This is a genomic window from Cellulomonas sp. Leaf334, assembly GCF_001424195.1.
Classification (GTDB): domain Bacteria; phylum Actinomycetota; class Actinomycetes; order Actinomycetales; family Cellulomonadaceae; genus Cellulomonas.
In genome coordinates this window covers 115,984-142,268 of the sequence record NZ_LMOO01000005.1, presented here as the reverse complement: position 1 = coordinate 142,268, position 26,285 = coordinate 115,984, and the positions used below count along the sequence as shown (strand labels likewise).

At 71.6% G+C, this 26,285-nt stretch carries 25 protein-coding genes and 1 tRNA gene; 15 read left to right on the top strand and 11 right to left on the bottom strand.

Going from position 1 to position 26,285, the window contains the following annotated elements; translation table 11 throughout:
- Nucleotides 1-9 precede the first annotated feature (9 nt).
- Both ASF78_RS11110 and ASF78_RS11105 read left to right on the top strand, forming a co-directional pair.
- The gene (locus ASF78_RS11110) at nucleotides 10-1,041 is read left to right on the top strand and encodes a TIGR03885 family FMN-dependent LLM class oxidoreductase (protein WP_056588939.1); all 1,032 of its coding nucleotides are present in this window, start codon (nucleotides 10-12) and stop codon (nucleotides 1,039-1,041) included.
- On the top strand, nucleotides 1,038-2,720 hold the full coding sequence (locus ASF78_RS11105; protein ID WP_056588936.1) for an alpha-amylase family protein: 1,683 nt from the start codon (nucleotides 1,038-1,040) through the stop codon (nucleotides 2,718-2,720). Before ASF78_RS11110 ends, ASF78_RS11105 begins: the two co-directional genes overlap by 4 nt.
- Before the next feature lie 89 nt (nucleotides 2,721-2,809).
- Here the strand turns inward: ASF78_RS11105 and ASF78_RS11100 are convergent, their stop codons facing one another.
- The 3 genes from ASF78_RS11100 to ASF78_RS11090 are packed head-to-tail and all read right to left on the bottom strand — an operon-like array spanning nucleotide 2,810 to nucleotide 6,236.
- The gene (locus ASF78_RS11100; protein WP_056590743.1) at nucleotides 2,810-4,822 is read right to left on the bottom strand and encodes a CotH kinase family protein; all 2,013 of its coding nucleotides are present in this window, start codon (nucleotides 4,820-4,822) and stop codon (nucleotides 2,810-2,812) included.
- A 53-nt stretch (nucleotides 4,823-4,875) separates the two neighbouring features.
- Complete coding sequence (locus ASF78_RS11095) at nucleotides 4,876-5,661, bottom strand: polyphosphate polymerase domain-containing protein (RefSeq protein ID WP_235518532.1); 786 nt, start codon at nucleotides 5,659-5,661, stop codon at nucleotides 4,876-4,878.
- Nucleotides 5,658-6,236, bottom strand: coding sequence for a DUF4956 domain-containing protein (locus ASF78_RS11090; protein ID WP_056588933.1), 579 nt, complete (start codon nucleotides 6,234-6,236; stop codon nucleotides 5,658-5,660). Before ASF78_RS11090 ends, ASF78_RS11095 begins: the two co-directional genes overlap by 4 nt.
- Nucleotides 6,237-6,587: 351 nt before the next feature.
- Here ASF78_RS11090 and ASF78_RS11085 point away from each other — a divergent pair, with 351 nt between their 5' ends.
- From ASF78_RS11085 to ASF78_RS11045, 9 genes are all read left to right on the top strand, one after another.
- Entirely contained in the window at nucleotides 6,588-7,556 is a 969-nt protein-coding gene (locus tag ASF78_RS11085) for an FKBP-type peptidyl-prolyl cis-trans isomerase (RefSeq protein WP_056588930.1), read from the top strand.
- Nucleotides 7,557-7,654: 98 nt separating this feature from the next.
- The gene (locus tag ASF78_RS11080; RefSeq protein ID WP_056590736.1) at nucleotides 7,655-9,712 is read left to right on the top strand and encodes an elongation factor G; all 2,058 of its coding nucleotides are present in this window, start codon (nucleotides 7,655-7,657) and stop codon (nucleotides 9,710-9,712) included.
- A 7-nt stretch (nucleotides 9,713-9,719) separates the two neighbouring features.
- Entirely contained in the window at nucleotides 9,720-10,076 is a 357-nt protein-coding gene (locus ASF78_RS11075; RefSeq protein WP_082494991.1) for a nucleotide pyrophosphohydrolase, read from the top strand.
- 10 nt (nucleotides 10,077-10,086) lie between these two features.
- Nucleotides 10,087-10,707 carry an L-threonylcarbamoyladenylate synthase gene (locus tag ASF78_RS11070; protein WP_056588927.1) on the top strand — a complete coding sequence of 207 codons (621 nt, stop codon included), beginning with the start codon at nucleotides 10,087-10,089 and terminating at the stop codon, nucleotides 10,705-10,707.
- A 135-nt stretch (nucleotides 10,708-10,842) separates the two neighbouring features.
- A complete protein-coding gene (locus ASF78_RS11065) occupies nucleotides 10,843-11,343 on the top strand; it encodes a TIGR00725 family protein (RefSeq protein ID WP_082494990.1) in 501 nt (166 codons plus the stop codon).
- Nucleotides 11,344-11,831: 488 nt separating this feature from the next.
- Nucleotides 11,832-13,271 carry a glycoside hydrolase family 16 protein gene (locus tag ASF78_RS11060; RefSeq protein ID WP_200940590.1) on the top strand — a complete coding sequence of 480 codons (1,440 nt, stop codon included), beginning with the start codon at nucleotides 11,832-11,834 and terminating at the stop codon, nucleotides 13,269-13,271.
- Nucleotides 13,272-13,430: 159 nt separating this feature from the next.
- Nucleotides 13,431-14,912 (top strand): cellulose binding domain-containing protein, encoded by a 1,482-nt coding sequence (locus ASF78_RS11055; protein ID WP_056588922.1) that lies wholly within the window; start codon nucleotides 13,431-13,433, stop codon nucleotides 14,910-14,912.
- Between the two features lie 74 nt (nucleotides 14,913-14,986).
- Nucleotides 14,987-15,754: a uracil-DNA glycosylase gene (locus ASF78_RS11050; RefSeq protein ID WP_056590732.1), complete on the top strand. Its 768-nt coding sequence runs from the start codon at nucleotides 14,987-14,989 to the stop codon at nucleotides 15,752-15,754.
- Between the two features lie 69 nt (nucleotides 15,755-15,823).
- On the top strand, nucleotides 15,824-16,753 hold the full coding sequence (locus tag ASF78_RS11045) for a hypothetical protein (protein WP_056590730.1): 930 nt from the start codon (nucleotides 15,824-15,826) through the stop codon (nucleotides 16,751-16,753).
- Here the strand turns inward: ASF78_RS11045 and ASF78_RS23045 are convergent.
- The 4 genes from ASF78_RS23045 to ASF78_RS22615 form a co-directional block, all read right to left on the bottom strand.
- Nucleotides 16,746-17,351, bottom strand: coding sequence for an RDD family protein (locus ASF78_RS23045; protein ID WP_056590728.1), 606 nt, complete (start codon nucleotides 17,349-17,351; stop codon nucleotides 16,746-16,748). The two genes, ASF78_RS11045 and ASF78_RS23045, sit on opposite strands and share 8 nt — an antisense overlap.
- A gap of 254 nt (nucleotides 17,352-17,605) precedes the next feature.
- Complete coding sequence (locus tag ASF78_RS11035) at nucleotides 17,606-18,055, bottom strand: HNH endonuclease (RefSeq protein ID WP_056588920.1); 450 nt, start codon at nucleotides 18,053-18,055, stop codon at nucleotides 17,606-17,608.
- Between the two features lie 18 nt (nucleotides 18,056-18,073).
- Nucleotides 18,074-18,147, bottom strand: a tRNA-Arg gene (locus ASF78_RS11030).
- A 130-nt stretch (nucleotides 18,148-18,277) separates the two neighbouring features.
- Nucleotides 18,278-19,054 carry a TetR/AcrR family transcriptional regulator gene (locus ASF78_RS22615; protein ID WP_162243353.1) on the bottom strand — a complete coding sequence of 259 codons (777 nt, stop codon included), beginning with the start codon at nucleotides 19,052-19,054 and terminating at the stop codon, nucleotides 18,278-18,280.
- A 122-nt stretch (nucleotides 19,055-19,176) separates the two neighbouring features.
- On the opposite strand from ASF78_RS22615, the gene ASF78_RS11020 reads away from it, so the two are divergent.
- The 3 genes from ASF78_RS11020 (at nucleotide 19,177) to ASF78_RS11010 (ending at nucleotide 21,783) form a co-directional block, all read left to right on the top strand.
- A complete protein-coding gene (locus ASF78_RS11020) occupies nucleotides 19,177-20,106 on the top strand; it encodes an NAD-dependent epimerase/dehydratase family protein (RefSeq protein WP_056588917.1) in 930 nt (309 codons plus the stop codon).
- Nucleotides 20,103-20,927, top strand: a complete 825-nt coding sequence (locus ASF78_RS11015; RefSeq protein ID WP_056590720.1) for an LLM class flavin-dependent oxidoreductase — start codon at nucleotides 20,103-20,105, stop codon at nucleotides 20,925-20,927. Before ASF78_RS11020 ends, ASF78_RS11015 begins: the two co-directional genes overlap by 4 nt.
- A 64-nt stretch (nucleotides 20,928-20,991) precedes the next feature.
- Entirely contained in the window at nucleotides 20,992-21,783 is a 792-nt protein-coding gene (locus ASF78_RS11010) for a hypothetical protein (protein WP_156374139.1), read from the top strand.
- A gap of 47 nt (nucleotides 21,784-21,830) precedes the next feature.
- Here the strand turns inward: ASF78_RS11010 and ASF78_RS11005 are convergent, their stop codons facing one another.
- Nucleotides 21,831-22,214, bottom strand: a complete 384-nt coding sequence (locus tag ASF78_RS11005) for an SseB family protein (protein ID WP_056588912.1) — start codon at nucleotides 22,212-22,214, stop codon at nucleotides 21,831-21,833.
- Between the two features lie 45 nt (nucleotides 22,215-22,259).
- On the bottom strand, nucleotides 22,260-22,583 hold the full coding sequence (locus ASF78_RS11000; protein WP_056588909.1) for a hypothetical protein: 324 nt from the start codon (nucleotides 22,581-22,583) through the stop codon (nucleotides 22,260-22,262).
- A gap of 150 nt (nucleotides 22,584-22,733) precedes the next feature.
- Here ASF78_RS11000 and ASF78_RS10995 point away from each other — a divergent pair, with 150 nt between their 5' ends.
- Nucleotides 22,734-23,627: an ATP-binding protein gene (locus ASF78_RS10995; RefSeq protein WP_056588906.1), complete on the top strand. Its 894-nt coding sequence runs from the start codon at nucleotides 22,734-22,736 to the stop codon at nucleotides 23,625-23,627.
- Between the two features lie 3 nt (nucleotides 23,628-23,630).
- On the opposite strand, the gene ASF78_RS10990 is transcribed toward ASF78_RS10995, so the two are convergent.
- Together ASF78_RS10990 and ASF78_RS10985 are read right to left on the bottom strand one after the other, a co-directional pair.
- Complete coding sequence (locus tag ASF78_RS10990; protein WP_056588905.1) at nucleotides 23,631-25,100, bottom strand: DHA2 family efflux MFS transporter permease subunit; 1,470 nt, start codon at nucleotides 25,098-25,100, stop codon at nucleotides 23,631-23,633.
- 250 nt (nucleotides 25,101-25,350) lie between these two features.
- Entirely contained in the window at nucleotides 25,351-26,265 is a 915-nt protein-coding gene (locus ASF78_RS10985) for a hypothetical protein (protein ID WP_156374138.1), read from the bottom strand.
- Between the last annotated feature and the right edge of the window lie 20 nt (nucleotides 26,266-26,285).

Sequence of the window (26,285 nt, the reverse complement as noted above, 5' to 3'; positions counted from 1 at the left end):
CCGATCCCCATGACCATCGTCGGATTCCACAACTCGCACGAGCAGGTCCACCCCGCTGCCCTCCTCGCGGCCACCCAGCGCGCGGAGCAGGCAGGGTTCGACGCCGCCATGTGCTCGGACCACTGGGCGCCCTGGTCGGTCCAGCAGGGCCACTCCGGGTTCGCGTGGACGTGGCTCGGTGCCGCCCTCGCGACCACCGGGCTGCCCCTCGGCGTCGTGAACGCGCCGGGCCAGCGGTACCACCCCGCGATCATCGCGCAGGCCGCCGCGACGCTCGCCGCGATGTTCCCCGGACGCTTCTGGGTGGCGCTGGGCTCCGGGGAGAACGTCAACGAGCACATCACCGGCGGGCGCTGGCCCGCCAAGGCGGAGCGGGACGCGCGCCTGCGCGAGTGCGTCGACGTGATCCGCGCCCTGCTGGACGGCGAGGAGGTCACCCACGACGGGCTGGTCACGGTGGACCGGGCCAAGCTGTGGACGCTTCCCGACGAGAAGCCGCTGCTCATCGGACCCGCGGTGACGCCCGCGACGGCCCGCGCGCACGCCGCCTGGGCCGACGGTCTGGTCACGGTGAACCAGTCGCCGGAGATCCTGAAGCAGGTCGTGCAGGAGTACCGCGACGCCGGTGGGCGCGGCGCCCTGAACCTGCAGGTGCACGTGTCCTGGGCACCCGACGCCGAGACCGCCCTGGCGGTGGCCCGCGACCAGATGGCCGGCCAGGTGTTCGGCCCGCCGGTCGCGTGGGACCTGGACACCCCCGAGGCGTTCGACTCCCTCGGGACCCACGTCGGCGACGACGCCCTGCGCCGCAGCGTGCTGGTCGACCACGACCCGGCACGGCTGGCGGACCGCGTGAGCGACCTCGTGGCCATCGGCTTCGACGCGGTCTACCTGCACCAGGTGGCGACGGACCCCGCCCCGAGCGACGAGAAGCACGACGACGCCGCACGGACCGCGACCCCGCGCAGCGCGACCCTCGACGCGTTCGTCGACATGGCCGCCGAGCACCTCCTCCCCCAGCTGAAGCAGGTGACCGCATGAGGATCCACGACACCGGCGACCTGTGGTGGAAGAACGCCGTCATCTACTGCCTCGACGTCGAGACGTACATGGACTGGAACGACGACGGCGTCGGCGACCTGCCCGGCCTGGTCCAGCGCATCGACCACCTGGCCGACCTGGGCGTCACCTGCCTGTGGCTCATGCCGTTCTACCCGACGGCCGACTACGACGACGGCTACGACATCTCCGACTTCTACGGGGTCGACCCCCGGCTCGGCGACGCCGGGGACCTGGTCGAGGTGATCCGCACGGCGAAGGACCGTGGGATCCGCGTGATCGTCGACCTCGTCGTGAACCACACGTCCGAGAAGCACCCGTGGTTCCAGAGCGCCCGCAAGTCCACGGACAGCCCGTTCCACGACTTCTACGTGTGGCGCACCGACAAGCCCCCGTCGACGAAGGACAAGGTCGTCTTTCCCGACAAGGAGACGGGCATCTGGACCAAGAACGACGCGACCGGCGAGTGGTACCGGCACACCTTCTACCACCAGCAGCCCGACCTGAACACCGCGAACCCGCAGGTCAGGGACGCGATCGCGAAGGTCATCGGGTACTGGGCGGAGCTCGGCCTGAGCGGGTTCCGCGTCGACGCCGTGCCGTTCTTCCTGGCCGACGCCGCCAAGACCCCCGGCGACAAGGTCGAGGACAAGCACGACTTCCTCAAGGAGCTGCGGGCGTTCCTGACCCGCCGGGTGGGCGACGCGATCCTCATGGGCGAGGTCAACCTGCCGTACGAGGAGCAGAAGCTCTACTTCGGTGGCGACGGCGCCGACAGCGACCAGCTGACCCTCCAGTTCGACTTCATCGGGATGCAGAACCTGTACCTGGCGCTCGCCCGGCAGGACGCGCGGCCCGTCGCGAAGGCCCTGGAGCAGAGGCCGGAGATCCCGCACGACGCCCAGTGGGCCACGTTCGTGCGCAACCACGACGAGCTCACCCTCGACAAGCTGTCCGAGGACGAGAAGCAGGAGGTGTTCGCCGCCTTCGGCCCCGACCCCGACATGCAGCTCTACGACCGCGGCCTGCGCCGACGCCTCCCGACGATGCTCGGCGGCGACCCCCGCCGCATCCGGATGGTCTACTCGTTGCTCTTCTCCCTGCCCGGTACCCCCGTGCTGTTCTACGGCGAGGAGATCGGCATGGGCGAGAACCTCGCGGCCGAGGGGCGGCTCGCCGTCCGTACCCCGATGCAGTGGACGTCCGGGCTCAACGGCGGGTTCTCGCGGGCGTCGAAGCGGTCGTTGTCCGGGCCGGTCACCGACGGCGGGTTCGCCCCCGAGCACGTCAACGTCGCCGACCAGCGTCGCGACCCGGACTCGCTCCTGACCTTCGTGCAGCTCCTCGTCCGGCGGTACCGCGAGTGCCCCGAGCTCGGCTGGACCACCCGCGCGGAGATCCTCGACCAGCCCCACAGTGCCGTCCTCGCGCACCGCAGCACCTGGGACGACGGGTCGCTCGTCGCGCTGCACAACCTCGGCACGGAGCCCGTCATGGTCCCGCTGCACCTGGCCGACTGCGACGACACCGTCCGACTGGTCGACCTGCTCCAGGACGGCTCGTGCACCATCGACGCGAAGGGCCGCACGGAGGTCGAGCTCGACGGCTACGGCTACCGCTGGCTCCGCGTCGTCCGCGAGAACGACCGCCGCCTGTTGTGACGGTCGCTGAGTCGAGGTCTCGGCACGTCGACCAAGTCATGGCTGCCGCATCGACCGCCACTGGCGGCACCCATGGCTTGGTCGGCAGGTCAGCCGGCCGCGCACGTGAGCGTCGGAGTGCCCGTGCCCGTCGCTGAGGTCGCGATGAAACCGAACGCCGTGCGGCCGCCTGCCGCGAGCGAGCCGTTCCAGGCGACGTTGCGGGCCGTGAGCGCGGAACCGCTGCCGGTGACGGTCGCGTTCCACGACTGACTCATCGTGACGCCCGCCGGGAGGGCGAGGGTGACCGCCCAGCCGGTCAGCGGCGCCGACCCCGCGGTCACGGTGACCTCACCCTGGAACCCGCCGTTCCAGCGCGAGATCGCGGTGAACGTGGCCGAGCAGGCGCCACCGGGGACCGACGTGGGCGTCGGCGTCGGCGTCGGCGTCAGCGTCGGCGAAGGCGTCGGCGTCGGGGTCGGCGTCGGCGTCGGGGTCGGCGGAGGCGTCGTCGGCCCGCCCCACGCCGCCGTCGTGTCCAGCCACGCGGCCCGGCGGAGCATCCAGGACTGCAGCTCCGACACCTGCCCCTGCCACGTCCCGGTGGTGGAGGTGATGAACGGCCCGACCATCCGGGTCGACAGGTTCGGGTAGCGCGTGAAGTTGCGGGCGGCGGCGGCGCTGAGCGGGGCGGTCAGGCCGGACACCCGGGTGCGCAGCTGCGCGTCGGAGAGGATCCCCCGGCGCAGCTCCTGCCAGCGCACCTTCACCTGGTTCACGAACGCCGGGTCCTGCATGAGCACGGTGAACCAGTCGAAGGCGATCGGCTGCCGCGTCTGCTGGTACTGCCAGCCCTGCACCTGCTCGTTGCCGAAGTAGCCGCCGACCCCGAACGTCAGGTCGAAGTCCCAGAGCGGCCCGGCGGTGAGCTTGCCCCCGCGGTCCTTGTAGAAGTACTGGCTGCGGTAGTAGGCGTCGAGGTCGCGGCTGAGCTCGTTGATGATCGCGAAGTCGACGAAGGACGCCACGTCGACGTACGCCGGGTAGCCGGTGGTCGGGTGGAACCGGTCCGCGCCGTGCAGGACGTCGTTGATCTTCTGCATGTAGCCGGTGATGTACGCCTTCTGCTGCGGGACCAGGTCGTCGGGGTCCTTCACCTCCAGGTCGGTCCAGCACGGCGAACCGGTGCAGATGAGGCGGGGCTCCTCCGCCGCGAGCCACTCGAACGCGAGGATGTAGCCGCCCTCGACCTTCGGCGGGGTGACGTCCTCCGGGTCGAGGCCCTTGAGGTCGAGCCGGTTCTTCTGGTTCTTGATGGTCTCCTCGAGCATGTACACGCCGCGGTAGTCGGTGGCGGCGACCGGCTGCGCGTCGTCGTTCACGTAGACCTCGACCAGCCGGTACCGGGGCGTCGCCAGGCCCATCGCGCGGCCGAGGTCGTAGACCAGCGCCTCCCGGATCAGCGACTTGTCCGCGAACGGGCCGCGCAGCACCCAGTCGGACTCGTCGGGCATGCCGAAGAACGGCAGGTCGAGGTCGTCGCCGGTGTCGTCCCAGAGCTCGAGGCGGTACGGCTGCTTGTCGAACATCCGGCTCGACTGACCGCGCAGGTGGTAGCCGCCACGCGCGGTCAGGGTCGGGGTCGCCTGCAGCGACGTCGTGCCACCGGAGGGCTGGAACTCCATGACCGCGACCGAGCGGTAGTCGTCACCGACGGGTCCGCTGCCGTACGCGTCGAGCAGCAGGACGGGCAGGTCGTGGGCGGTGGAGACATTCGTCGCGACGTACTGCGCCGACGCCGGCTCCCCCGTCGCGGTCCCGCCGACGAACGCCTGCGCCCGGACCTCCGTGCTCCGGGTCAGCTGCACCGGTCCGGACGCGACGGTCGACGACGCCGTGGGCGCGCTGCCGTTCGTCGTGTAGCGGACCTGCGCACCGGCGACGGCCGTGCTCAGGCTCACGGAGACCGAGCCGGTGAACGTGCCGCTGGGCCGGGAGAACGTGATGTCCCCGGTCTCGACGGCCGCGGCCACCGGGGTGATCGCGGGCATCGACCCGAGCAGCGGGAGGGCGAGCGCGGCGGCCAGGACGGCGGCGACCGTGGCTCGGATCGGGCGTGACATCAGCGGCACTCCTCGGTCGGGTGTGATCGGGTGGGTCGGGGACGGCGGGCCGGTCAGGCAGGGGTCGTCGTCGAGGACGGCAGCAGGTGTCGGTGCAGGGTGCGGCGCCACCGTGTCGCCGGCAGGTCCGGCCGGAGCGCCGCGAGGCCGGTCGCGTACTTCGAGATGCGCTGCGGCCGGTACCCGTGCGCCCACAGCAGGCGGTCGGCGCCGGACGCGGTGGAGCCGGTCTTCGTCTCGACGACGGCGACGTCGCGCAGGTGCAGCGGGGCGCGCCCGTCGTGCCACGACAGGCCGACGTCCACGGTGACGCGGCTCGCCGTCTGCGGCAGGAAGAGCGTCGTGCGCAGGTAGCGCGTGACCAGGGTCGGCGCGAAGGTCAGGTCGTCCGTGCCGCGGATCCCGTGAGCGCCGAGCACGCCGGCGACGAACCAGCGGCCGTGCGCGATGGCGTCCCGGTCCCGCAGGTCGTACGGGAGCCGTTCCTTGACGGTGGTGCCACGGGGTCCGCGCGTCTTGACCTCGAGCCAGCACTGCGCGGAGTCGAGGTAGCTGCGCGTACGGACCTTGAACCGGCGTCGGCGGCGGTGCGCGGCCAGGTGGTACGCCATGAGGTCCGCGGTGTCGAAGTAGACGGACTCGTAGTCGAACAGCCGCCGTCCGCCGATGTCGAGGACCTGCGCCTGGGACGCGAGCCGGTCGAGCAGTGCGTCGACCTCGGCGACGGGCACCAGGTACTTGCGGTCGACGCGCGTCTGCAGACCGGCCCGCTCGATGAGCTCGTCGAGGCTCATCGGAGCCAGCCGGCGCAGGGGGGTGTCGAGGACGGTCTCGGTCACGAGGCGACCCCCACCCGGCGTCGACCGCTCTGCAGGGCGGTCGTCTCGTAGCGGACGTCCACCCAGGTGGTGTCGTTGACCAGGTCGACGCGCTGCACGGACACGGTGTGCACGCGGGCGCCGAGCAGCTGCTCGAGCCGCGCGACGAGCGCGACGTGGTCGGTGAGGGCGCCGTCGAGCACGAGCTCCTGGCGCTGGTGACGGCGCAACAGGCGCGGGTGGTCGCCGACGACGACCGCGACGAGCAGCAGCGCCATGAGGGCGGGCGCGTGCCAGAGCACCGTGCCGGGCAGCGCACCCAGGACTCCGAGCGCGAGGGCCGCGAAGTAGTACGCGACCTCGCGCTGGTCGATCTCCGTGGACCGCAGCCGGATGATCGACAGCACCCCGAACAGCCCGAGGCCCAGTCCGGCGCCGATGTTCCCGGACCCCAGCGACGACGCGACGACGAGCACGCCGACGTTGACGCCGACGAACGCGACGACGAGGTCACGTCTGCGGTGCCGTCGGAAGTAGACGCCCGTGAGCACGACGACCGCGACCAGATCGGCGCCGATGAGCATGAGCTGTGGCATGGCGAGAGCGACCCCCTGCGACCCGTGGACGTCCCCCGGCGAACACCGGGAGAACGTGGTGGAAACACCTGGGGAGCCTGGGCCGCGGGGCATGGGGCGTCAATGTGCTAAACGATTTCCATATCGTTATCGATAACGATTGCGAGAGAAATGGAGAGAGTGTTTTAACGTCGCAAAAACTGCCTGGGAAGCCCTCGGAGACGCCCGGCGCCGAGCATCGGCGGCCCGGGCGTCTGAACCGTTTCGGACCACCCACCCACCGGCTCACTCAGCAGACTCCCAGCAATCTCGCGTACCGTGCCGAGGTCCGCCGCCTCCCCGGGCGGGACCCGAACCCGACGGAGGACCCTCGTGCGCCGCACGACCACCGCCCGCCGCGGCCTCGCCGCAGCAGCCCTCACCCTGTCCCTCGGCCTCGCGCTGACCGCCTGCGCCGGAGGTTCCGGCGACGACCCGTCGCCCTCCGCCTCGTCGACGTCGAGCGCGAACCCCGCCGACGCCGCCGCGCTCGCCAAGGTCGAGGTCGAGGGCGAGCGGGGCAGCAAGCCCACCATCACGCTCCCGGAGACGCCGTTCGAGGTCAGCGCCCTCACGGTGCGCATCATCGACGAGGGTGACGGCGACGTGATCGAGGAGGGCCAGACCCTCTCCATCCAGACGACCGCGGTCAGCGGCGCGGACGGCAGCGAGCTGGGCGACACGTACGAGACCGCGCCCGAGAAGATCGTCGCCGACGAGAACCTGCTCCCCGAGCTGCACGACGCGCTCGTCGGCCAGAACGTCGGCGTCCGGATCCTCTTCGCGATCCCGGGTGCCGCCGGCGCAGACGCCACCGCGGCCCCCGTCACGAACGTCGTCGTCGGCGAGGTCGTCGAGGCGAAGGACACCCCCAAGCCGCTGGACGGCCCCGAGGGTGAGCCGGTGACGCCGGCCGCCGGCCTGCCGGTCGTCACGCTGGACGCCGACGGCAAGCCGTCGATCACGCCGGTCGCCGACCCGGCACCCACCGAGCTCGTCGTGCAGCCGCTCATCAAGGGCACCGGCGCGGAGGTGACCGCGGACCAGACGCTCACGGTCAACTACACCGGCTGGCTCTGGGACGGCACGCAGTTCGACTCGTCCTGGGACGCGGGCGAGCCCGTGCAGTTCGCGCTCACCGGGGTCATCCCCGGGTGGACGCAGGGCCTCGCCGGTCAGACGGTCGGCAGCCAGGTCCTCCTGGTCATCCCGCCGGAGCTGGGCTACGGCGACCAGGCCAGCGAGTCCATCCCCGCGAACTCGACGCTGGTCTTCGTCGTGGACATCCTCGCGGCCTCCTGACACCAGCACACCGCTCCACCCTCGAGCCCGGGACGCCTCGCGTCCCGGGCTCGTGGCGTCCTAGGGTGGCGTTCTGGACCCCGGACCGGGAGAAGACCATGGACCAGGCAGCGTCGCCGAGGATCCGCACCGTGGCGCTGCTGGGCGCCGTCGGCTCCGGCAAGACGACCCTCACGGAGGCGTTGCTCCACCGCGCGGGGGTCCTGACCCGGACCGGTCGCGTCGAGGACGGCTCGACGGTCAGCGACCACGAGCCGGAGGAGATCGCACGCGGCATCTCCCTGGGCCTCGGGGTCGCCCCCTTTCCGTGGACCGCGACGGACGGCAACGCGTACGACGTGACGCTGCTGGACACCCCGGGGTCGGCGGACTTCGCGGGATCCGTGGACGCGGCGCTCGCGGCAGCGGACCTGGCCCTGGTCGTGGTCAGCGCGGTCGACGGGGTGCAGGCGGGCACGCACGCGGCGTGGCGGCTCGCGGCCGACGCCGGCCTGCCGCGGATGGTCGTCGTCACCAAGGAGGACAAGGCGCGGGCGGACTTCCGGCACGTGCTGGCGGACCTGCGGGCGGCGTTCGGCGACGGGCTGGTCCCCCTGGAGCTGCCGCTGGGCGAGGAGACGGCGTTCACCGGTGTCGCCGACGTGCTCAGCGAGGAGGGTCTCACCTACGACCTCGACGGCCACCACCACACGGAGGCGCTGCCGGCGGGCCTCGCCGACGAGGAGCACCGGCTGCACGACGAGGTCACCGAGGAGATCGTCGCCCACGACGACGACCAGCTCGAGCGCTACCTGTCGGGCGAGGTACCGACCCCGCAGGAGCTGGAGACCACGCTCGCGCACGAGGTCCTCGCGGGCGAGGCGTTCCCGGTCGTGATGGCGTCGGGGGTCACCGGGGTGGGCGTCGACCGGCTCGCGGACCTGCTGTGCGAGCTGGGACCGTCGCCCGCGGACCGGACCGCGCGCGTGCAGGCGGGGAGGACCGAGGTCGAGGTCGCCGCCGATCCCGCCGGGCCGACGCTGCTGTACGCGTTCCGGACGCTCGCCGACCCGTTCGTCGGCCAGGTCACCATGTTCCGCGTCCTGTCCGGCACGGTCCGCAACGGCGACCGGATGCTCAACACCGCGACCCGCACGGAGGAGCGCATCCCCGGCCTGTTCCGGCTGCGCGGCAAGGAGCACCTGCCGGTCGACGCGGTGCCGGCGGGGCAGATCGGTGCCGTCGCCAAGCTCACGGGCACCCCGTCGGGAACCCTGCTGGCGGAACGGACCGGGCCGGGCGCGTCGATGACCGCCCGGCCCCCGCGCGAGCGGGCCACGGTGTTCGCGCTCGCCCTGGCGCCGCTCACGCAGTCCGACGACGACCGCCTCTCCGCGGCGCTGACCCGCCTCACCGCCGAGGACCCCACCCTGCGCGTCGACCGCTCGGGCGACAGCACCGTCCTGCGCGGCCTCGGCGACACCCACCTGACCGTGGCCCTGGAGCGGCTGGCCCGGGTGTTCGGGGTGCACGTGAGCACGTCGCCGGTGCCCGTCGGGTACCGGGAGACCATCCGGAAGCCGGTCGAGGCCGAGGGCAAGGTCAAGAAGCAGTCGGGCGGGCACGGGCAGTTCGCCGTGGTGCACCTGCGGGTCTCGCCGCTGCCCAGCGGGTCCGGGTTCGAGTTCGTCGACGCGATCGTCGGCGGGGCGATCCCGCGCACCTACGTGCAGGCGGTGCACAAGGGCGTCGTCGAGGCGATGGCGTCCGGCGGGCCGCACGGGTACCCCGTGGTGGACCTGCGCGTCGAGGTCTACGACGGCAAGTCGCACTCGGTGGACTCCTCCGACATGGCGTTCCGGACCGCCGCCGCGACCGGCGTCCGCGAGGCGCTGCACGCCGCGGGCACGACCGTCCTCGAACCGATCAGCCACGTCTCCGTCACGGTGCCGATGGCCGCGCAGGGCGACGTGATGAGCGACCTGTCCGCGCGTCGCGGGCACATCAACGCGACGACGTCCCTCGACGACGGCCTGGTGCTGATCGAGGCGTCGGTGCCGGAGGCCGAGCTCGCCCGGTACGTGCTGGACCTGCGCTCGATCACCGGCGGCCGCGCGGAGCTGACCATCGAGCCCGACCGGTTCGAGGTCTGCCCCGACCACCTGGTCCCCGCGTGATCGCCTCGTGACGACCGAGCGCGAGATCGCGGAGCTGACCCGTCTGGTCCGCGAGTTCAGCACCGAGCGCGACTGGCAGCAGTTCCACGACCCGAAGTCGGTGATCCTCGCGCTCGTCGGGGAGGTCGGCGAGCTGGCGGAGCTCTTCCAGTGGGTGCCCGCGGACGAGGCGGTCGCGCGGTTCTCGTCGCCGGACCGGCACGCGCGCGTCGCCGAGGAGCTGGCCGACGTCCTCGTCTACCTGGTGTGCCTGGCGGACGTGCTCGGCGTCGACCTGGGCGAGGCGGCGCGGTCCAAGCTCGCCGATTCCCACCGCCGGTTCGCGGCCGACACCGTCCGTGGCGTCGCACCCCACAAGCCGTAATCTCGTCCCCATGGCCCGGTACTTCGACGTCCACCCCGAGAACCCTCAGCCGCGGTCGATCGCGCAGGTGGTCGAGCTGCTCCGCAAGGACGCGCTCATCGCGTACCCGACCGACTCCTGCTACGCGCTGGGCGCCCGCATCGACAACCACGCCGGGGTGGACCGCATCCGCACCATCCGGCACCTCGACGACCGGCACCACTTCACGCTGGTCTGCGCCGACTTCGCACAGCTCGGGCAGCTGGTGCACCTGGACAACAGCGCGTTCCGCGCCATCAAGGCCGTGACCCCCGGCCCGTACACGTTCATCCTCCCGGCCACCCCCGAGGTGCCCCGCCGGCTGGCGCACGCGAAGAAGCGGTCCGTCGGCGTCCGCATCCCCGACCACCCGGTGGCGCAGGCGATCCTGCGCGAGCTGGGCGAGCCCCTCCTGTCGAGCACCCTCCTGATGCCCGGCGCCGAGTGGCCGATGGTCGAGGGGTGGCAGATCAAGGAGGAGCTGGACCTGGTGCTCGACGCGGTGGTCGACGCGGGCGACTGCGGCACCGAGCCCACGACGGTCGTCGACTGGACGGAAGGCGCCCCGGAGGTCGTCCGGGTGGGCGCGGGAGACCCAGACCTCTTCAGCTGAGCCGACCCGGGCCCGCCGAACTCGTCGGTCCGCGCCGAACTCGTCGGTTGCAACGGACGAGTTCGCCCCGGAGTGACGAGTTCGGCCCCGGATGACGGGCTGGCGAGGCGGTCCGCGCGGCGGGAGGCTGGGCCGATGGGCTACGTGGGGGTCGTCGGGCCGTCTGTCGCCGACGAGGACGACCTCGTCGACGCCGAGGCGCTCGGGCGCGGGCTGGCCGAGCGTGGGCACGTCGTGGTCTGCGGAGGGCTCGGCGGGGTGATGGAGGCCGTCGCACGCGGGGCGGCGCGCTCGGGTGGGGTCGTCGTCGGCCTCCTGCCCGGTACCGACCGTTCCGCGGCGAACCCGCACGTCACGGTCGCGCTGCCGACCGGCCTCGGCGAGCTGCGCAACGCCCTGCTCGTCCGGTCGAGCGACGTGGTCGTCAGCGTCGGGGGGTCGTGGGGGACCTTGAGCGAGGTGGCGCTGGCGATGCGGACGGGCGTGCCGGTGATCGCCCTGCGCGGGTGGCAGATCGGGGGGACGCCGGGTGGCGCAGGGCCGGATGACGGGCCGCACCGGGTGGTGTCGGTGGTTGACACGCTCGTCGCGCTCGATGCGCTGCTCGCCGACGGGCACCGTCCACCTGCACGGTAGGACCGTCGTCCCGTCGCATTCTTGCGACGTTCTCGTCCCTTTGAGTGACACGAGTCACCAGAATGCGTCGCCGACCTGCACAAATACCTCGCCCGCGAGAGTGACGCCGAGGCCGGAGAGCGGCCGGCGCACCACGACGCGACAGGCGGCTCGGTCGTGGTCAGTGCGGTCAAACAGCCGAAAACGAGCACAACAAGCCGACGCACGGTCTAGTGACACGAGTCCACTGGATCGAAGCCCCACGCTTCGGAGACCAAGCGAGTCGGGGTACGAAAAGCGGGCGTAAACATTACCGATACAGCCCTGATGCGCGCCCCGCCCACGGCGGCAATGACCTTTACAACTGGCTCGATCGAGCGATTGACAGCCACTTAGTTAACGCACTAGAAACAACTCCCGGCGCGCCTTTCGGAGAGGAGAGGTGCCCCGACATGGCAGTCGGGCCCGGTTGCCATGACCCCTGTCCTGCTACCGGAGGTTGGTTCCCCGTGACCCCACCCGAAGCACAGGTGCGCACCCCCGCACCCTCCACGACGCGGCACCGTCGCCGCCGCACGATCATCGCCGGTGCTGCCGCGACCGTCCTGGCCGCGACCACCCTCGTCACCGCCAACGCGAACGCATCCGTCCCGACCACCCCGTCGGGCTGGTCGCTGCAGTGGAGCGACGACTTCACCGGCTCGGCAGGTCAGCTGCCGTCGTCGAGCAACTGGATCTACACCACCGGCACGCAGTACCAGGGCGGCCCCGCCAACTTCGGCACCGGTGAGATCCAGACGTACACCACGAGCTCGCAGAACATCGGGCTCGACGGCTCCGGCAACCTGAAGATCACGCCCGTCAAGGCGAGCAACGGGTCCTGGACGTCGGCGCGCATCGAGACCAAGCGCACCAACTTCAAGCCCCCGTCGGGCGGTGTCCTGCGCATCGAGGGCCGCATCGCGATGCCGAACGTCACCGGGGCGTCGGCCGCGGGCTACTGGCCGGCGTTCTGGGCCCTGGGCTCCCCGTACCGGGGCAACTACTGGAACTGGCCGGGCATCGGCGAGCTCGACATCATGGAGAACGTCAACGGCCTGAACCAGGTCTGGGGCACGCTGCACTGCGGCGTCAACCCCGGCGGACCCTGCAACGAGACCAACGGCCTCGGCGCCACGCGCAGCTGCCCGAGCACGAGCTGCCAGGGCAACTTCCACACCTATGCGATCGAGTGGGACACGAGCGTCAGCCCGCAGATCCTGCGCTGGTACGTCGATGGTCAGAACTTCCTGAACATCAACCAGAACCAGGTCGGCTCCCAGTACTGGAGCGACATGACGAGCCACGAGGGCTACTTCATCCTCCTCAACGTCGCCATGGGTGGCGCGTTCCCGAACGGCGTCGCCGGCTACACGACCCCGACCGCGAACACGGTGTCGGGCAAGCCGATGCTCGTCGACTACGTGGCCGTCTACACGAAGGGCGGGAGCGGCTCCACCAGCAACCCGACCACCACGTCGACGCCGTCGCCGACGTCGACCGGCGGCGGGACCAACCGGAACGCGTTCAGCACCATCCAGGCGGAGTCGTTCAACGCGCAGTCCGGCGTCGTCGCCGGCGCGAACGAGATCGGCTACATCGCCAACGGTGACTGGGTGCAGTACAACGACGTCGACTTCGGCAGCACGTCGCCCAAGGACGTCGTCATCCGGGCCGGCTCCGGTGCGGGCGGCGGCGTCAGCGGTCTCGTCGAGGTCAAGATCGACAGCCTCAGCAACGGGTCGGTCGCGCAGGTCGCGGTCGGCAACACCGGCGGCTGGAGCACGTGGCAGAACCTCGCGATGAACGTCGGCGGGCAGGTGACCGGGAAGCACACGGTCTACCTCAAGTTCACCAGCGGCCAACCGAACGACTTCGTGAACGTCGACTCGTTCGTGTTCCGCAAGTAGTGCGCTGACCCCCGACAGCCCCGGTGGACCCTCCTCCGCCGGGGCTGTCGGCTGCCGCCGTCGAAGCGCTTCACACGGGTGCGCCGCACCCCACCGGACGCTACGAAGGATCGCGCGGCAGCCGTCCCGGCCGGCCGAACCCCGACGAAGGGAACTGGCGTGCGACGACTGCGTGCTGCCTTGACGTTCACCGCGATCGCGACGTGTGCGGCTCTGCTCCCCGTGGCGGCCAACGCCGCCGACCCCTCGAGCACGGCCCACACCGCGGGTCGGGTCGTGGCCAGCGGCGACACCTGGCAGCACGCGTGGCCCGGCGTCTACTTCGAGGGTCGCTTCCGCGGCACGGGCGTCGGCATCGTGCTCGACGACGCGACCGGCGACTACGACATCTCGATCGACGGCGGCGCCCCCACGACGCTCGTCACACCGGGCCGCATCACGCACCGCGTCCAGGGCCTGCCGAACGGCGAGCACACCGTCCGCGTCGTGAAGCGCAGCGAGGTGCCCTGGGCCACCAGCACCTTCGGTGGGTTCGTGCCGGTCGACGGCAGCGTGATCCTGTCCGCGCCCGCGGCGCGCGACCTGCAATTGGAGTTCATCGGCGACTCGTACACGGCCGGCTACGGGAACACGTCGACGAGCCGTGACTGCACCGGCGACCAGGTCACGCGGACCACGAACGCGGACCTGTCGTTCGGTGCGGTGACCGCCAAGGCCCTCGGCGCCGACTACCAGATCAACGCGTTCTCCGGACGCGGGATGGTGCGCAACTACGCGGGCGGCGAGCAGGGCACCACCTACCGCACGTACTACGACCGCGCCCTGCCGTTCAGCACGGACGCGTGGGACCCGCCGGCGGACTGGCAGCCGGACGCCGTCGTCGTCGGCCTCGGGGTCAACGACTTCTCGACGGCCCTGAACGGCAACGAGGCATGGGCGACCCCCGCCGCACTGCGCGAGGCGTGGGTCACCGCGTACCACGGGTTCATCGACACGCTCCGGGCGCAGTACGGACCGGAGACGTACATCGTCGTCAGCGCGACCTACGTGCACACCGGTACCGACCTCGCGGACCTGGCCCAACGAGTCGTCCAGGAGGAGAAGGCATCCGGCGACAGCCGCGTCCGGTACTGGTACTACGGCAACGAGGGTCTCGACTACGGCGGCTGCCACTGGCACCCGTCGGTCGCCGACGACAAGGTGATCGCCGCACAGCTCACCAGCTATCTCCAGGCGCTCCCCCTGGGCGGCGGGCCGACGCCGACACCCACGCCGACGGCCAACCCGACGCCGACCCCGACCGTCACACCTACGCCGACGCCCACGCCGACGCCGACCTCGCAGCCGCAGGCGTGCACCGCCAACGTCACCGTCGGCGGTACGTGGCCCGGCGGCTACCAGGCCTCGGTCGACGTGACCGCCGCGGCCGCGATCAGCCGGTGGAGGACGATGATCACGCTCCCCTCGGGCGGTGCCCTCACCCAGCTCTGGTCGGGCGACGTCACGACGTCCGGCCAGGTGCTGACCGTCACGAACAAGGAGTGGAACGGAGCGTTGGCCGGCGGCCGGTCGACGGCCTTCGGGTTCATCGGCACGGGCACCCCGCCCGCGAACGGCTCGGTGCCCTGCTCGGCGAGCTGACCTGATCGGCTGCCGCGTCGCGACGGCCCTGCCCGCACCTCGCGGTCAGGGCCGTCGGACGTACGGTGCTGGGTGTGACGCAGCCGCGCCCGTCGGACCCTGACGTACCGACGACACCCGACGACGTCGTCCGCGCCGCCGCCGGCGCCGAGGACCTCGCAGCGCTCGACGCCGTCGTCCCGCAGTGCCGTGCCTGTCCGCGGCTCGTCGCGTGGCGGGAGCTCGTCGGTGTCGAGAAGCGCGCGGCGTTCCGCGACGAGACGTACTGGGCGCGGCCGGTCCCGGGGTTCGGTGACCCGGAGGCGCAGGTGCTCGTCGTCGGCCTGGCTCCCGCGGCGCACGGCGCCAACCGCACCGGCCGGATGTTCACCGGCGACCGGTCGGGCGACTTCCTCTTCGCGGCGATGCACCGGACGGGGTTCGCGTCGCAGGCCACGTCGACGGCCCGCGACGACGGCCTGACCCTCACCGGCATCCGTGTCACGGCCCCGGTCCGGTGCGCCCCGCCCGCGAACGCGCCGACCCCGCAGGAGCGCCGGACGTGCGGGCCGTTCCTCGGCCGGGAGCTGTCCCTGGTCCGTCCGCGCGTCGTCGTCGTGCTCGGCGGGTTCGGGTGGCAGGCGCTGCTCACCACCCTGGCCGAGCAGGGCTGGGCGGTACCCCGTCCACGGCCGGCGTTCGGCCACGGCGTGGAGCTGGTCCTGTCCGGACCCGACGGTGCCGGGCTCGTGCTCCTCGGCTGCTTCCACGTCAGCCAGCAGAACACCTTCACCGGTCGGTTGACGCCGGAGATGCTCGACACGGTCCTGCGCCGCGCGCGCGCACTTTGTTCGTCGCTCTAAGAAAGTCGTAGGGTGGTCTCCTCGACGATCGAAGGAGATGGTGTGGGCGACCTCGGCTACGTGGCGGGCATGACGTGGGGATGGACCGGGGTGCGGGGCACGTGGGGCGGTCCCGACGCACTCCGGTCGATGGACCTCATGGTCGAGCGCCTCGGCGTGAGCTGGACCGCGATCACGCTCAGCGCCCTGCAGGACACCCCGCAGTCGACCCAGATCCAGTTCCGCGACCGCCCGACGGTCACCGACGACGAGGTCCGGTGGGCCGTCCGGCAGGCCAAGGCACGCGGTCTGAAGGTCTGCCTGAAGCCCGTCGTGAACGTCCGCAACGGGACGTGGCGAGCCCACATCAACTTCTTCGACATCGACGTGCCCCCGGAGCCGACATGGTCCGAGTGGTTCGCCAGCTACACCGAGTTCATCGTCCACCACGCCCGGATCGCCGCCGAGGAGGGCGCCGAGATGCTCTGCGTCGGCTGCGAGATGGTGCAGAGCGACCGGCGCGAGGCGGAGTGGCGTGCCCTGATCGCCGAGGTCCGCGCGGTCTACGACGGCCTGGTCACCTACAACTGCGACAAGTACCAGGAGGACCACGTCGGCTGGTGGGACGCCGTCGACGTCATCTCGTCGTCCGGCTACTACCCGATGGACGACTGGGAGAACCAGCTCGACCGCATCGAGCCCGTCGTGACCGCCTCCGGCAAGCCGTTCTTCTTCATGGAGGCCGGCTGCCCGAGCCGCGTCGGCTCCCCCGCCCTGCCCAACGACTGGAACCTGCGCGGTGCCCCCTCCGAGCAGGCGCAGGTCGACTGGTACGAGGCGGCGTTCACGGCCTGCGCACGCCGCGACTGGGTCTCCGGCTTCATGCTCTGGGACTGGCCCGCGACGCTCTACGACGAGGCCGCCGCGGCCACCGACGACGACTACTGCATGTTCGGCAAGGCCGCCGAGGGCGTGGTGCGGCGCGCCTACGCGGAGGCGCGGCGCACCCGCGTCAGCTGACGACGACCGTCTTGGTGAGCTTGTCGGAGAACGTCTGCCGCTTGGTGTCCCACAGGGGCCACAGGTACCCCAGGTAGAGGATCCCGTCGACGTAGTGCGCGACGTCGCGGACGAACGCCATCCACACGCCGATCGGCTCACCCGTCGCGTCGCGCTGCATGGTCAGACCGACCGCCTGCTTGCCCCACGACTGCCCGGTGCGACCTCCGCGGACCCAGCGGTTCCACCCCCACAGGACGAGGCTCAACACGGCGCAAACCCCGAACGCGAGCGCGCCGGCGGACGTGGGCTGATCGGTCGGGCTGCCGTACCGGTTGACGCCCGTCTCCGACGTGGCGGTCATGTACAGCAGGCCCGCGAAGTACGGCAGGATCGCCAGCGAGTCGAGCAGGTAGGCGCCGACGCGCTGGATCCACGGGGCGTACGTGACGGGGACACCGAACCCGAAGGCGGCGCCGGGGTACCCGTAGGCGGGAGCGCCGTACACCGGGGCCCCGAAGGCGGGGGCCGCACCATAGGACGGAGGTGCACCGTAGGACTGAGGTGCACCGTAGGCAGGGGCCGCACCGTAGGCGGGGCCGGCACCGTAGGTCGGCACCTGCGAACCGTACGGTGCGGGGGACCCGAACGGATCGGCAACCGGCGGCTGGTCCCAGCGAGTCGTCGGGGGCTGGAACGGATCCTGGTTGCTCACGGTTCTCCTGTGCTCGGGGGCCGACGGGTGAGCCCGCACCTCCATCGGCAGGCGCCGCGCATCGATTGAGCAACCGACCGAGACCATGGTCAGCGTCACCTGGTCGGCGGTCAGGCCCGACCTCGTGGCCGAGCCTGGCCGCCGACCTCGAGCTCGCGTCATCCCCCGAGCAGCTCCAGGTGCGTCGGCACCCTCGGCTCGACGCGCAGCCGCATCCCGGCCTCCGCCGGGGTCCGGTCCCGCTTGCGGTGGTTGCACGCGCCGCACGCGGCGACCGTGTTCAGCCAGGAGCTGGCGCCCCCGCGGCTGCGGGGCACCACGTGGTCGACGGTGAGCGCGCCGCCCGTGCCGCAGTACGCGCAGCGGTGGCCGTCGCGCGCGAGCATCCCGGCGCGCGACCACGCCGGGACGCCGGTGCGGTGGCGCCAGCGCATCTGCACGTAGCGGACGAGACGCAGCACCGCGGGCAGCGGGTACGGGCCGAACGTGCGGCCGTCGACGGCCTCCTCGACGACGGCGACGCGACGGTGCAGCATGCGGACGGCGTGCGCGAGCGAGACGCGCTGGAGGGGCTCGTAGCCCGCGTTGAGGACGAGTACTCCCGCCATCGTCGAACCTTTCGTCGGTGCCCCACGCTGGAGTCGAACCAGCAGCCTCCGGCGTCGTAGGCCGGCACTCTGTCCTGTTGAGCTAGCGGGGCGGATGGGTGTGTGGTCGCGAGCGGAGGAGTCGAACCTCCCGGGGCGGGCCCGTCACGGACCCGCCGGCGACCTGCGCCCGCGGGGACCAGGGTGCGGTCCGGGCGGGCGATCCGGCCAGTGATTTCCTGGTCAGTCCAGCGTGATGCGCAGGCCGACGCCCGCCGCGGCCGTGGCGACCGTGACGTCGAAGAACCGCTCGTAGTCGCCCGCGACCCGGTGCAGGTGGCCGAAGAGCTCGACGGAGATCGCGCCGACGAGCGACGTGAACAGCGTCCCCGACCGGACCGCGATCCTGGCGACGTCGTCGGGCACGGTCGTCGGGTCGGTGAAGCCCGCGGTGGCGAGGGCCTCGGGTGCCATCCGCCCCGTCGGGTCGAAGTCGGGTCCGGCCGGGTCGAGGATGCCGTCACGCGCCGCGGCCAGGAGCAGGCCGATGATGACCTCCCACACCCGCACGGCCGGGCGCACGGTGTCGTCGGGGGCGCGGTAGCCGCGGACCGGGGTGCCGTAGATGAGCTCGAACGAGTGCGGCTGGTCGAGGGCCCAGCGCCGCACGGCGCGCGCGACCTCCAGCCAGGTCTGCGCAGGGTCGGCGTCCGACCCGGCCGCTGCCTTCTCCGCGACCTCACCGACGGCGTCGTACGCCTCGATGATCAGCAGTGTGAGCAGCGCGTCGCGGGACGGGACATGGCGGTAGACGGCCGACGACGCCATGCCGAGGTCGCGGGCGACGGCGCGCAGGCTCAGCGCCGCCGACCCCTCGCTCTCGAGGCGCGCGCGCGCCGCGGCGAGCAGCTCGGACATGACCTCGGCGCGCGCACGGTCCCGAGCGCCCAGGAGCGATCTCGTCGGCCCGGCCGTGGCGCGGTCGTCTGCGCGCTGCGGCGGGGTCGTCTGCTCGGTCATGGTCGCCAGTGTGCCTGCTCCGTCGAGAAGCTGCGAGCACTGCTCTTGTCTCACGCGCACCGATTGTGCGAGCATTGCTCACATCAGAGAGCACTGCTCTCTCTCTTTCCCGAGGAGATCCCATGACCCGCCACGTCATCGTCGGCAAGGGTGCCGTCGGCACCACGCTGGCCCACCTGCTCGCCGACGAGGGCGCCGACGTCCTGGTGGTCAGCCGCACCGGCGGCACCTCCGTCGGCCGCATCACGCACGCCGCGGTCGACGCCACCGACGTCGTCGCTCTGGTGGCGGCCGCCCGAGATGCCGACGTCCTGTACAACTGCGCCGCCCCGCCCTACCACCGCTGGCCCACCGACTGGCCCCCGCTGTGGGCCGCCCTGCTCGACGCGGCGGCGCAGACCGGCGCCGTCCTCGTGTCCGTCGGCAACCTCTACGGCTACGCGACGCACGGCGCCGTGATGACCGAGGACTCCCCCCTCGACAGCACCGAGCGCAAGGGCATGGTCCGCGCCCAGATGTGGCGCGACGCCGAGGCCCGGCACCGCGCCGGCGACCTGCGGGTCACCGAGGTGCGCGCCGCCGACTACTTCGGACCGCTCGCCGACTCCCAGGCGATGGTCGGGCCGCGGTTCGTCGACCCGCTGCTCGCGGGCAAGGTGGTGCGGACGGTCGTCGCAGCCGACCAGCCGCACAGCTGGACCTACCTGCCCGACCTCGCCCGCGCGCTCGTCGCCGCCGGCCGGACGCCCGCCGCCTGGGGACGCGCGTGGCACGTCCCGACCGCCGAGCCGCTGACTCTGCGTGAGCTGGGTTCTCGGTTCGCGGGCGACGGGCCCGCGCCACGGATCCGCCCCATGCCGGCGGTCGCCGTGCGCGCGCTCGGCCTCGTGTCGCCGCTGCTGCGGGAGGTCGCGTCGGTCTCCGACCACTTCTCGCAGCCCTACGTCATGGACACCGCCGAGTCGTCCCGGGTGCTCGGTCTCGTCGCCACCCCGTGGGACGTCGCCGTCGCCGAGACGTGTCGGAGGTCGGGCGTAACGTCGCGGGCATGAAGTTCGGTGTCACCGCGTCGTGCGGATCCGCAGCCCAGAACATCGAGATGGCCGTCGCCGCCGAGGAGGCCGGCTGGGACGCGTTCATGGCCTGGGACGGCATCAGCGTCGGACCCATGGACACGTTCGACCCGTGGACGGTGCTCGGCGCCGCGGCGGTGCGGACCAGCCGGATCACGCTCGGCGCCATGGTGTTCTCGCTGCCTCGACGCAAGCCGTGGGAGGTCGCGCGCCAGGCCCTCACCGTGGACCACCTCTCCGGCGGCCGGCTGGTGCTGCCGGTCGGCCTGGGCGCCGTCGACGACGGTGCCTACAGCCGCGTCTCCGGCGAGACCACCGACGTCAGGCAACGCGCCGCCCTGCTCGACGACTCGCTCGCCATCCTCGACCTCGCCTGGACCGGGGAGAAGTTCAGCTACGCCGGCACCCACCACCAGGTCACCGACCTGGAGTTCCAGCCCCGACCCGTGCGCGGGACCATCCCCGTCTGGGTCATCGGCGCCTGGTACGCGCCCCGGTCCATGCGCCGGGCCACCGGACGCGACGGAGTCATCGCGGTCCGACGGGAAGACGGGTTCGACCCGTTGAAGCCCGACGAGTGGCGGTCCGTACGGTCCTGGGTCGACGAGCACAGCGACGGCCGGCACGTCGAGCTGGTCGCCGAGGGCGTGCTCCCGACCGACCCCGCCGAGGCCGCGGACAGGATCGCCGCGCTCGAGGACGCAGGCGTCACCTGGTGGATCGACTCCAACTGGAACTTCGACACCGTCACCCCCGACGGGCTCCTGGACCGGATCCGACGAGGTCCGCTGCTCGCCTGAGAGGCCCATCGTCCCCGGAGCAGCGCTCGGTGCGTCACACTCTCCGTAGAGACGAAGGAGCACCATGCTGACATGCCCGGCCTGTACGTCCGGAGAGCTCGAACTCGTCGAACGGTTGGCGGACGATCGCCGCACCATCCGATGCACCGCCTGCAACCACCAGTGGACCCGTGGAGAGTCGAAGACGTCGGCCCCCCTGCCGTCCTCGTCGGCCGACCTCCAGGCCCGGTTCCCCGACCGCGCCGCCGTCGACCCCGCCCGCTGGGAGAAGGTCGCCGCGCTGGCCACAGCGTCACCGCCCACCGAGCCCGGCTTCGACTGGACCCACTACCAGCAGGTGTTCGCGCGCGACGAGGTGGCCGACTGCGACCCCCGCGACCTGCTGTCGTTCGTGAACGAGACCCCCGGCGCGACGAACGCGACCACCGCCTCGTTCAACCGGGCGTGGAAGACGATGGGCGAGCGTGAGGCATCCGCCCGCACCCGCAACACCATCCGCTACCTCCTGTACGGGCCCACCACCGTGCCGCTGCCCGACCGGCTCACCCGGTTGATCCTCGGCCAGGGCGGGCTCGGCATGACCGGCTTCAAGGAACCGACCCTGACCCGGGTCCTCGTCGCCACGGCGCCCGAGTCCTACCTGCCCATCTTCACCTACGGCGGAGCACGCGGCGGCAAGAAGGAGATCGCGCAGCGCGTCTACGGGCTGACCCTGCCGGAGGTCGCCAAGGAGCAGTTCACGATCGGCCGGCTCATCCTGTGGAGCAACGACCTGCTCGTCGACCTGGTCGAGGACGAGTTCGACGACCTCACCCAGGCGGCCGCGTTCCTCACGACGGTGAAGGTCCCTGCCTGACCCTCCTGATGCGGCTCACGTCCCGTCAGGTGACGCGCTGACGCGGCTCACGGCGACTCGTCGTGCGGCCGCGTCATCTCGTCGCGCAGCCGCGCGACCGCGTCCGGGCCCAGCTCGAACCCCTGCGAGCTGCCCGGGTTGATCACGATCCCCACGTCCACCGGCATCCGCAGCAGCACCTCGCGCACCGGCATCGCGACCGCCTCACCACCGAGCCGCCCCTCGTCCTTGAACCTCTGCACCGACGAGAACGCGATCAGGTGGTGGGCCCCGTCGCGCTGCACGAGGGCGGGGATGAACCCCTCGAAGTGCTCCCCGACCGGCCCACCGCTGGGCACCGCGAGCTGCTCGTACGCGAACCGCGTCAACAGCTTGGCGCCGTCGATCGTGCCGGGCGCCGCCGTGCGCAGCGCCTGGTCGAAGTCCTTCATGGGTGCTCCCTCGTCGTTGCGGGCGAGGTTCACGCTACCTGCGGTTCAGCCCGGAGCCAGCCGGAAGAGCGCCGGTGTCACCACCGAGATCCGACGGATCTCGAACCCCGTGCGCCGCCCCGCGACGTGCCGCGCCCACGCGTGCTCGCGGCACAGCGCCTCCGTCGACCACACCTGCCCGTGCGGCCACCCCGGGGTGTCGAGCAGGACGCCCATCACCTCCCCCATCACGGCGACCCAGCGCAGGTCGGGGCCGACGCTCGGCGGCTCCCCGATCGGGTGGGCGACAGCCCAGACGGTCGAACCGAGGACCGGCTCGTGGTGGTCGGCGGCGGAGTAGAGGCGGGTGGCGTCCAGTGTGGTGGCCATGGCTCCAGTGCAGCGCAGCGAGGTGGCCGGCACGTGGCTCACGGCCGACGTCTGAGCGACACTTCCCGCCGCGAGGAGTCGCCGCACCTCTGGCTATGCGTTGCGTGCATACGGCTATGCATCAAACCGTTCCACCAGCGCGCGACCGAGATGGTGGTCCCCGCGCTGAGCCCCGGCGAGGTCGCCGAGATGCTCGAGCTGGAGCCCGCGGACGCGTTCGACGCCTACCTCGTCACCGGTGGCCTGCCTCTGATCCTCGACGAGTGGGAGCGGGGCTGGTCGCTGACGGAGTTCCTCGGATCAGCCGTCAGCTCCCCGACGTCAGCCCTGCTGGTCAGCGCGGAGCGCGCCCTCGCGGCGGAGTTCCCCACGGAAGCACAGGCGCGCTCGGTCCTCGGAACGATCGGCGCGGGCGAGCGCACGTTCACCACCATCGGGCGTGAGGCTGGTGGCCTCCAGCGAACGTCGCTCTCCCGATCCTTGACGACGCTGACGAGCAAACGTGTGGTCGCTGCGGAACGGCCGCTGTCGACGACGACCTCGACCGCCACTCGCTACCGGGTCGCGGACCCGTACCTGCGGTTCTGGTTGGCGTTCCTGGTCCAGTCGCTCCCGGAGATCGAGCGCGGTCGAGGTGACCGGGTCCTCGCGCGCATCCAGGAGGGATGGTCGACCTGGCGCGGCCGCGCCATCGAGCCAGTGCTGCGCGAGGCGCTGGACCGTCTGCCTCTCGCCGAGCAGCCCGGCGGTGGCGGAGCAGTGGGTGCGTACTGGACTCGGACCAACGTGCCGGAGATCGACGTAGTCATAGCCGACCGAGCGCCGGTCGCGAAGCAGATCCGCGCCGTCGGGTCGATCACGTGGCACGAGGAAGCAGCGTTCGACCGTCGCGACCGCGACGAGCTCATCGCGCACCGCGCGCAGATGCCCGGGGCCACGTCGGAGACTCCGCTGTTCGCCATCGCCCGCAACGGATCCACCGTGCCCGACCTGGAGACATTCGGCCCCGAACAACTGCTCCAAGCCTGGAGCGCGCCCGAGTAGCGATCACTCCGGCGGCGGGCCGCTGCGCGCGTCCACCTGCTTCGGCAGCACGAACACCAGCGCGAAGCTGACGACGGCGAGCACCGCGCTCACCGCCATGGCGTGCGCGGCGGCGTCGACGAACGCCTGCGCGACCAGCGCCGGGTCCCTGCTGGTGATGTGCAGGGTGCCGAACAGGACGCTGCCGATGACCGCGATCCCGATGGCCGACCCGACGCGCTGCATCACGCTGATCACGCCGCTGGCAGCACCCGCCTCCGCACGGCTGACGGTCGCGACGATGAACTGCGCGTTCGGCGCGATGAACAGCCCGCTGCCGATGCCGGCGACGAGCAGCGGCACGAGCAGGTCCCAGTGCACGAGGTCCGACGCATCGACGAACCGCAGGACGAGCCACGTCGAGACGAGGCCGACCGCGACCATCGCCGTCCCGACGACCAGCACCGTCCGCCCGAGCCGCTTCGACAGCCGGTTGCTCTGCGAGGCGCCGATGATGCTTCCGAGCGCGAACGGCACCGCCACGATGCCGGACTCGAGCGCCGTGTGGCCGAGCCCCGCCTGCCACAGCAACGAGATGGTGAAGAAGATGCTGGTGAACGCGGCGAAGTAGACGAGTGCAAGGATCGTGCCACCCGTGAATGCGGGATGGGAGAACAGGTGCGGCGGGACCATCGGGTTGTCGTCCTCGATGCGTTTCTCCCACCACGCGAACGCCACGATGAGCAGCACCCCCGCCGCGAGCGTCACGAACGTCCACGCCGGCCAGCCCTTGTCCTGCCCCTCGATCAGCGGCACCAGCAACGCGATCAGCCCGGCCGTGAGCAGCACCAGCCCGACGAGGTCGTACCCGGCCTTGGCAGTTCCCTCCGAACCGGCAGGCAGGATCTTCGCGGCTGCGATCAATGCGATCACCCCGATCGGGAGGTTGACCCAGAAGACGAGCCGCCAGCCGTTCTCGTCGCCGAACGCCTCGATGATCAACCCCCCGAGGATCGGCCCCAGCGCGGTCGACACCCCGATGACCGATCCCATGATCGCGAACGCCTTGCCCCGCACCTGCCCCGGGAACAGCAGCTGGATGAACGCGGTGACGGCCGGCACGAACATGCCACCCGCCAACCCCTGCACCACCCGCGCGACGATCAGCTGCATGCTGTTCTGCGCCAGCCCGCAGAACAGGCTCGCGACCGTGAACAGCAGCAGGCCCGTGAAGAACACCCACTTGTGCCCGATCCGGTCGCCGATCCGACCGGCGGGGATCAGCGCGATCCCGAACGCGAGGGCGTAGCCGCTGATGATCCAGCTCAGCGTCGCCTCGGACGCGTCGAGGCTGACCTGGATCGTCGGCAGCGCGACGTTGACGATCGTCGTGTCCAGCAGGGCCATGAACATGCCGGCCATGAGGACGACGAGCGCGTGCCAGGCGCTGCGGGGGACGGCTACGGGCTGGGGAGCAGGCTTCGTCTCGGCCACGTGCGTCCCCCGAACGTTCGCGACGTCGCCGAATGCGCCAGGCAGAACGGGCAGCGACCTTTCTTCCGATCATCGCAGCGTCGACGTCTGTCCGCCCGACAGGACCTTGCGCTCGAGGTCGGATCCCTCCACCGCCACGAGTTCCTGAGCTTTCGCATCGACGGTCGCGACATACCGGTCATCGACGTCTCTCGCGGCATCCGACCGGATCGGGACCTGCTGGCATGGCGCTGGCAGCGTTCGGCACGGTTCAGCTCTGATAGCACCGCAGGAACGTCTCGGCCACGCGCCTCATTCGTCGCTCATGGTCTGCGAGCTCGGCGCCCGGCGCGACGAAGTCGATGGTGATGGCGACCTGCGTGCCCAGGGCGCTCGGCATCAGGGCGACGGTCCGCGCAGCTGTTGTCGGCGCGGTCAGGTACCGGACGGTCACGGATCGGCCGACGTCCTGCGCGACGACTTCGAGGACCTGCACGAACGGTGGGTCGAAGGCGACGATGCAGATCCGCTCGCCGACCTCACCCGCGGGCGTCCCGGGCACCGTCACCACGGTCGCTGCCTCGGGTCGGGCGAGCTCGGCGAGCGCCCCTCCAGCGGTGCGGACGGTGGCCCAGACCTCGGCGGGAGGCGCGGAGACGGTCCCGACGACGACCACCTGGCCCATCTGGACATCGACGGGGTCAGGCAGGGGCACCTCGGGTCGCCCGGACGGCGGCGGCTCACCCGCGACGTAGGCGGACACTCGTGCCAGCCGCGCGTCGAGGCTCGCGGCGGCGAGCGACTCGTCCGCCGGCGCGGTGCGGAGCACGTAGGTCAGCTGGCAGCTGGACGGGCCGCGCTCCTCGACGACCGTGGTCAGCTCCATGCCGTTGATCAGGTTGCGGGTGGCCACCTGCCGGCCGTGCACCATGTCGATGCGCTCCACCAGGGTCGCAGCGACCTGGTCGTCGCGGACTCGGGTGAGGGTGACTCGTCGTTCGCCGACGAACCCGGCCGGGGTGCCCGGGACCACGAAGGTCCACAGGTGCTCGGGGCCCGCGGTTCGCGCGAACAGCGTGGCGTCACCGACCAGCTCCCAGACCTGGTGCGCGGGTGCTGAGATCAGGGAACCGCGACGCACCTCCACGTCTGCGCGACGCCACCATCGCCACCGGCTGAGAGCCATGACACCTCCGACCTCAGTCA

What these genes read in the sequence shown, in the direction of transcription:
- ASF78_RS11100 (WP_056590743.1), bottom strand. Translation starts at nt 4,822, where the DNA reads ATGTCACGCCCGATCCGAGCCACGGTCGCCGCCGTCCTGGCCGCCGCG.
- ASF78_RS11015 (WP_056590720.1), top strand. Translation starts at nt 20,103, where the DNA reads ATGAAGTTCGGTGTCACCGCGTCGTGCGGATCCGCAGCCCAGAACATC.
- ASF78_RS10985 (WP_156374138.1), bottom strand. Translation starts at nt 26,265, where the DNA reads ATGGCTCTCAGCCGGTGGCGATGGTGGCGTCGCGCAGACGTGGAGGTG.
- ASF78_RS11035 (WP_056588920.1), bottom strand. Translation starts at nt 18,055, where the DNA reads ATGGCGGGAGTACTCGTCCTCAACGCGGGCTACGAGCCCCTCCAGCGC.
- ASF78_RS11070 (WP_056588927.1), top strand. Translation starts at nt 10,087, where the DNA reads ATGGCCCGGTACTTCGACGTCCACCCCGAGAACCCTCAGCCGCGGTCG.
- ASF78_RS11090 (WP_056588933.1), bottom strand. Translation starts at nt 6,236, where the DNA reads ATGCCACAGCTCATGCTCATCGGCGCCGATCTGGTCGCGGTCGTCGTG.
- ASF78_RS11065 (WP_082494990.1), top strand. Translation starts at nt 10,843, where the DNA reads ATGGGCTACGTGGGGGTCGTCGGGCCGTCTGTCGCCGACGAGGACGAC.
- ASF78_RS11105 (WP_056588936.1), top strand. Translation starts at nt 1,038, where the DNA reads ATGAGGATCCACGACACCGGCGACCTGTGGTGGAAGAACGCCGTCATC.
- ASF78_RS22615 (WP_162243353.1), bottom strand. Translation starts at nt 19,054, where the DNA reads ATGACCGAGCAGACGACCCCGCCGCAGCGCGCAGACGACCGCGCCACG.
- ASF78_RS11005 (WP_056588912.1), bottom strand. Translation starts at nt 22,214, where the DNA reads ATGAAGGACTTCGACCAGGCGCTGCGCACGGCGGCGCCCGGCACGATC.
- ASF78_RS11010 (WP_156374139.1), top strand. Translation starts at nt 20,992, where the DNA reads ATGCTGACATGCCCGGCCTGTACGTCCGGAGAGCTCGAACTCGTCGAA.
- ASF78_RS10995 (WP_056588906.1), top strand. Translation starts at nt 22,734, where the DNA reads ATGGTGGTCCCCGCGCTGAGCCCCGGCGAGGTCGCCGAGATGCTCGAG.
- ASF78_RS11045 (WP_056590730.1), top strand. Translation starts at nt 15,824, where the DNA reads ATGACGTGGGGATGGACCGGGGTGCGGGGCACGTGGGGCGGTCCCGAC.
- ASF78_RS11110 (WP_056588939.1), top strand. Translation starts at nt 10, where the DNA reads ATGACCATCGTCGGATTCCACAACTCGCACGAGCAGGTCCACCCCGCT.
- ASF78_RS11020 (WP_056588917.1), top strand. Translation starts at nt 19,177, where the DNA reads ATGACCCGCCACGTCATCGTCGGCAAGGGTGCCGTCGGCACCACGCTG.
- ASF78_RS11000 (WP_056588909.1), bottom strand. Translation starts at nt 22,583, where the DNA reads ATGGCCACCACACTGGACGCCACCCGCCTCTACTCCGCCGCCGACCAC.
- ASF78_RS11080 (WP_056590736.1), top strand. Translation starts at nt 7,655, where the DNA reads ATGGACCAGGCAGCGTCGCCGAGGATCCGCACCGTGGCGCTGCTGGGC.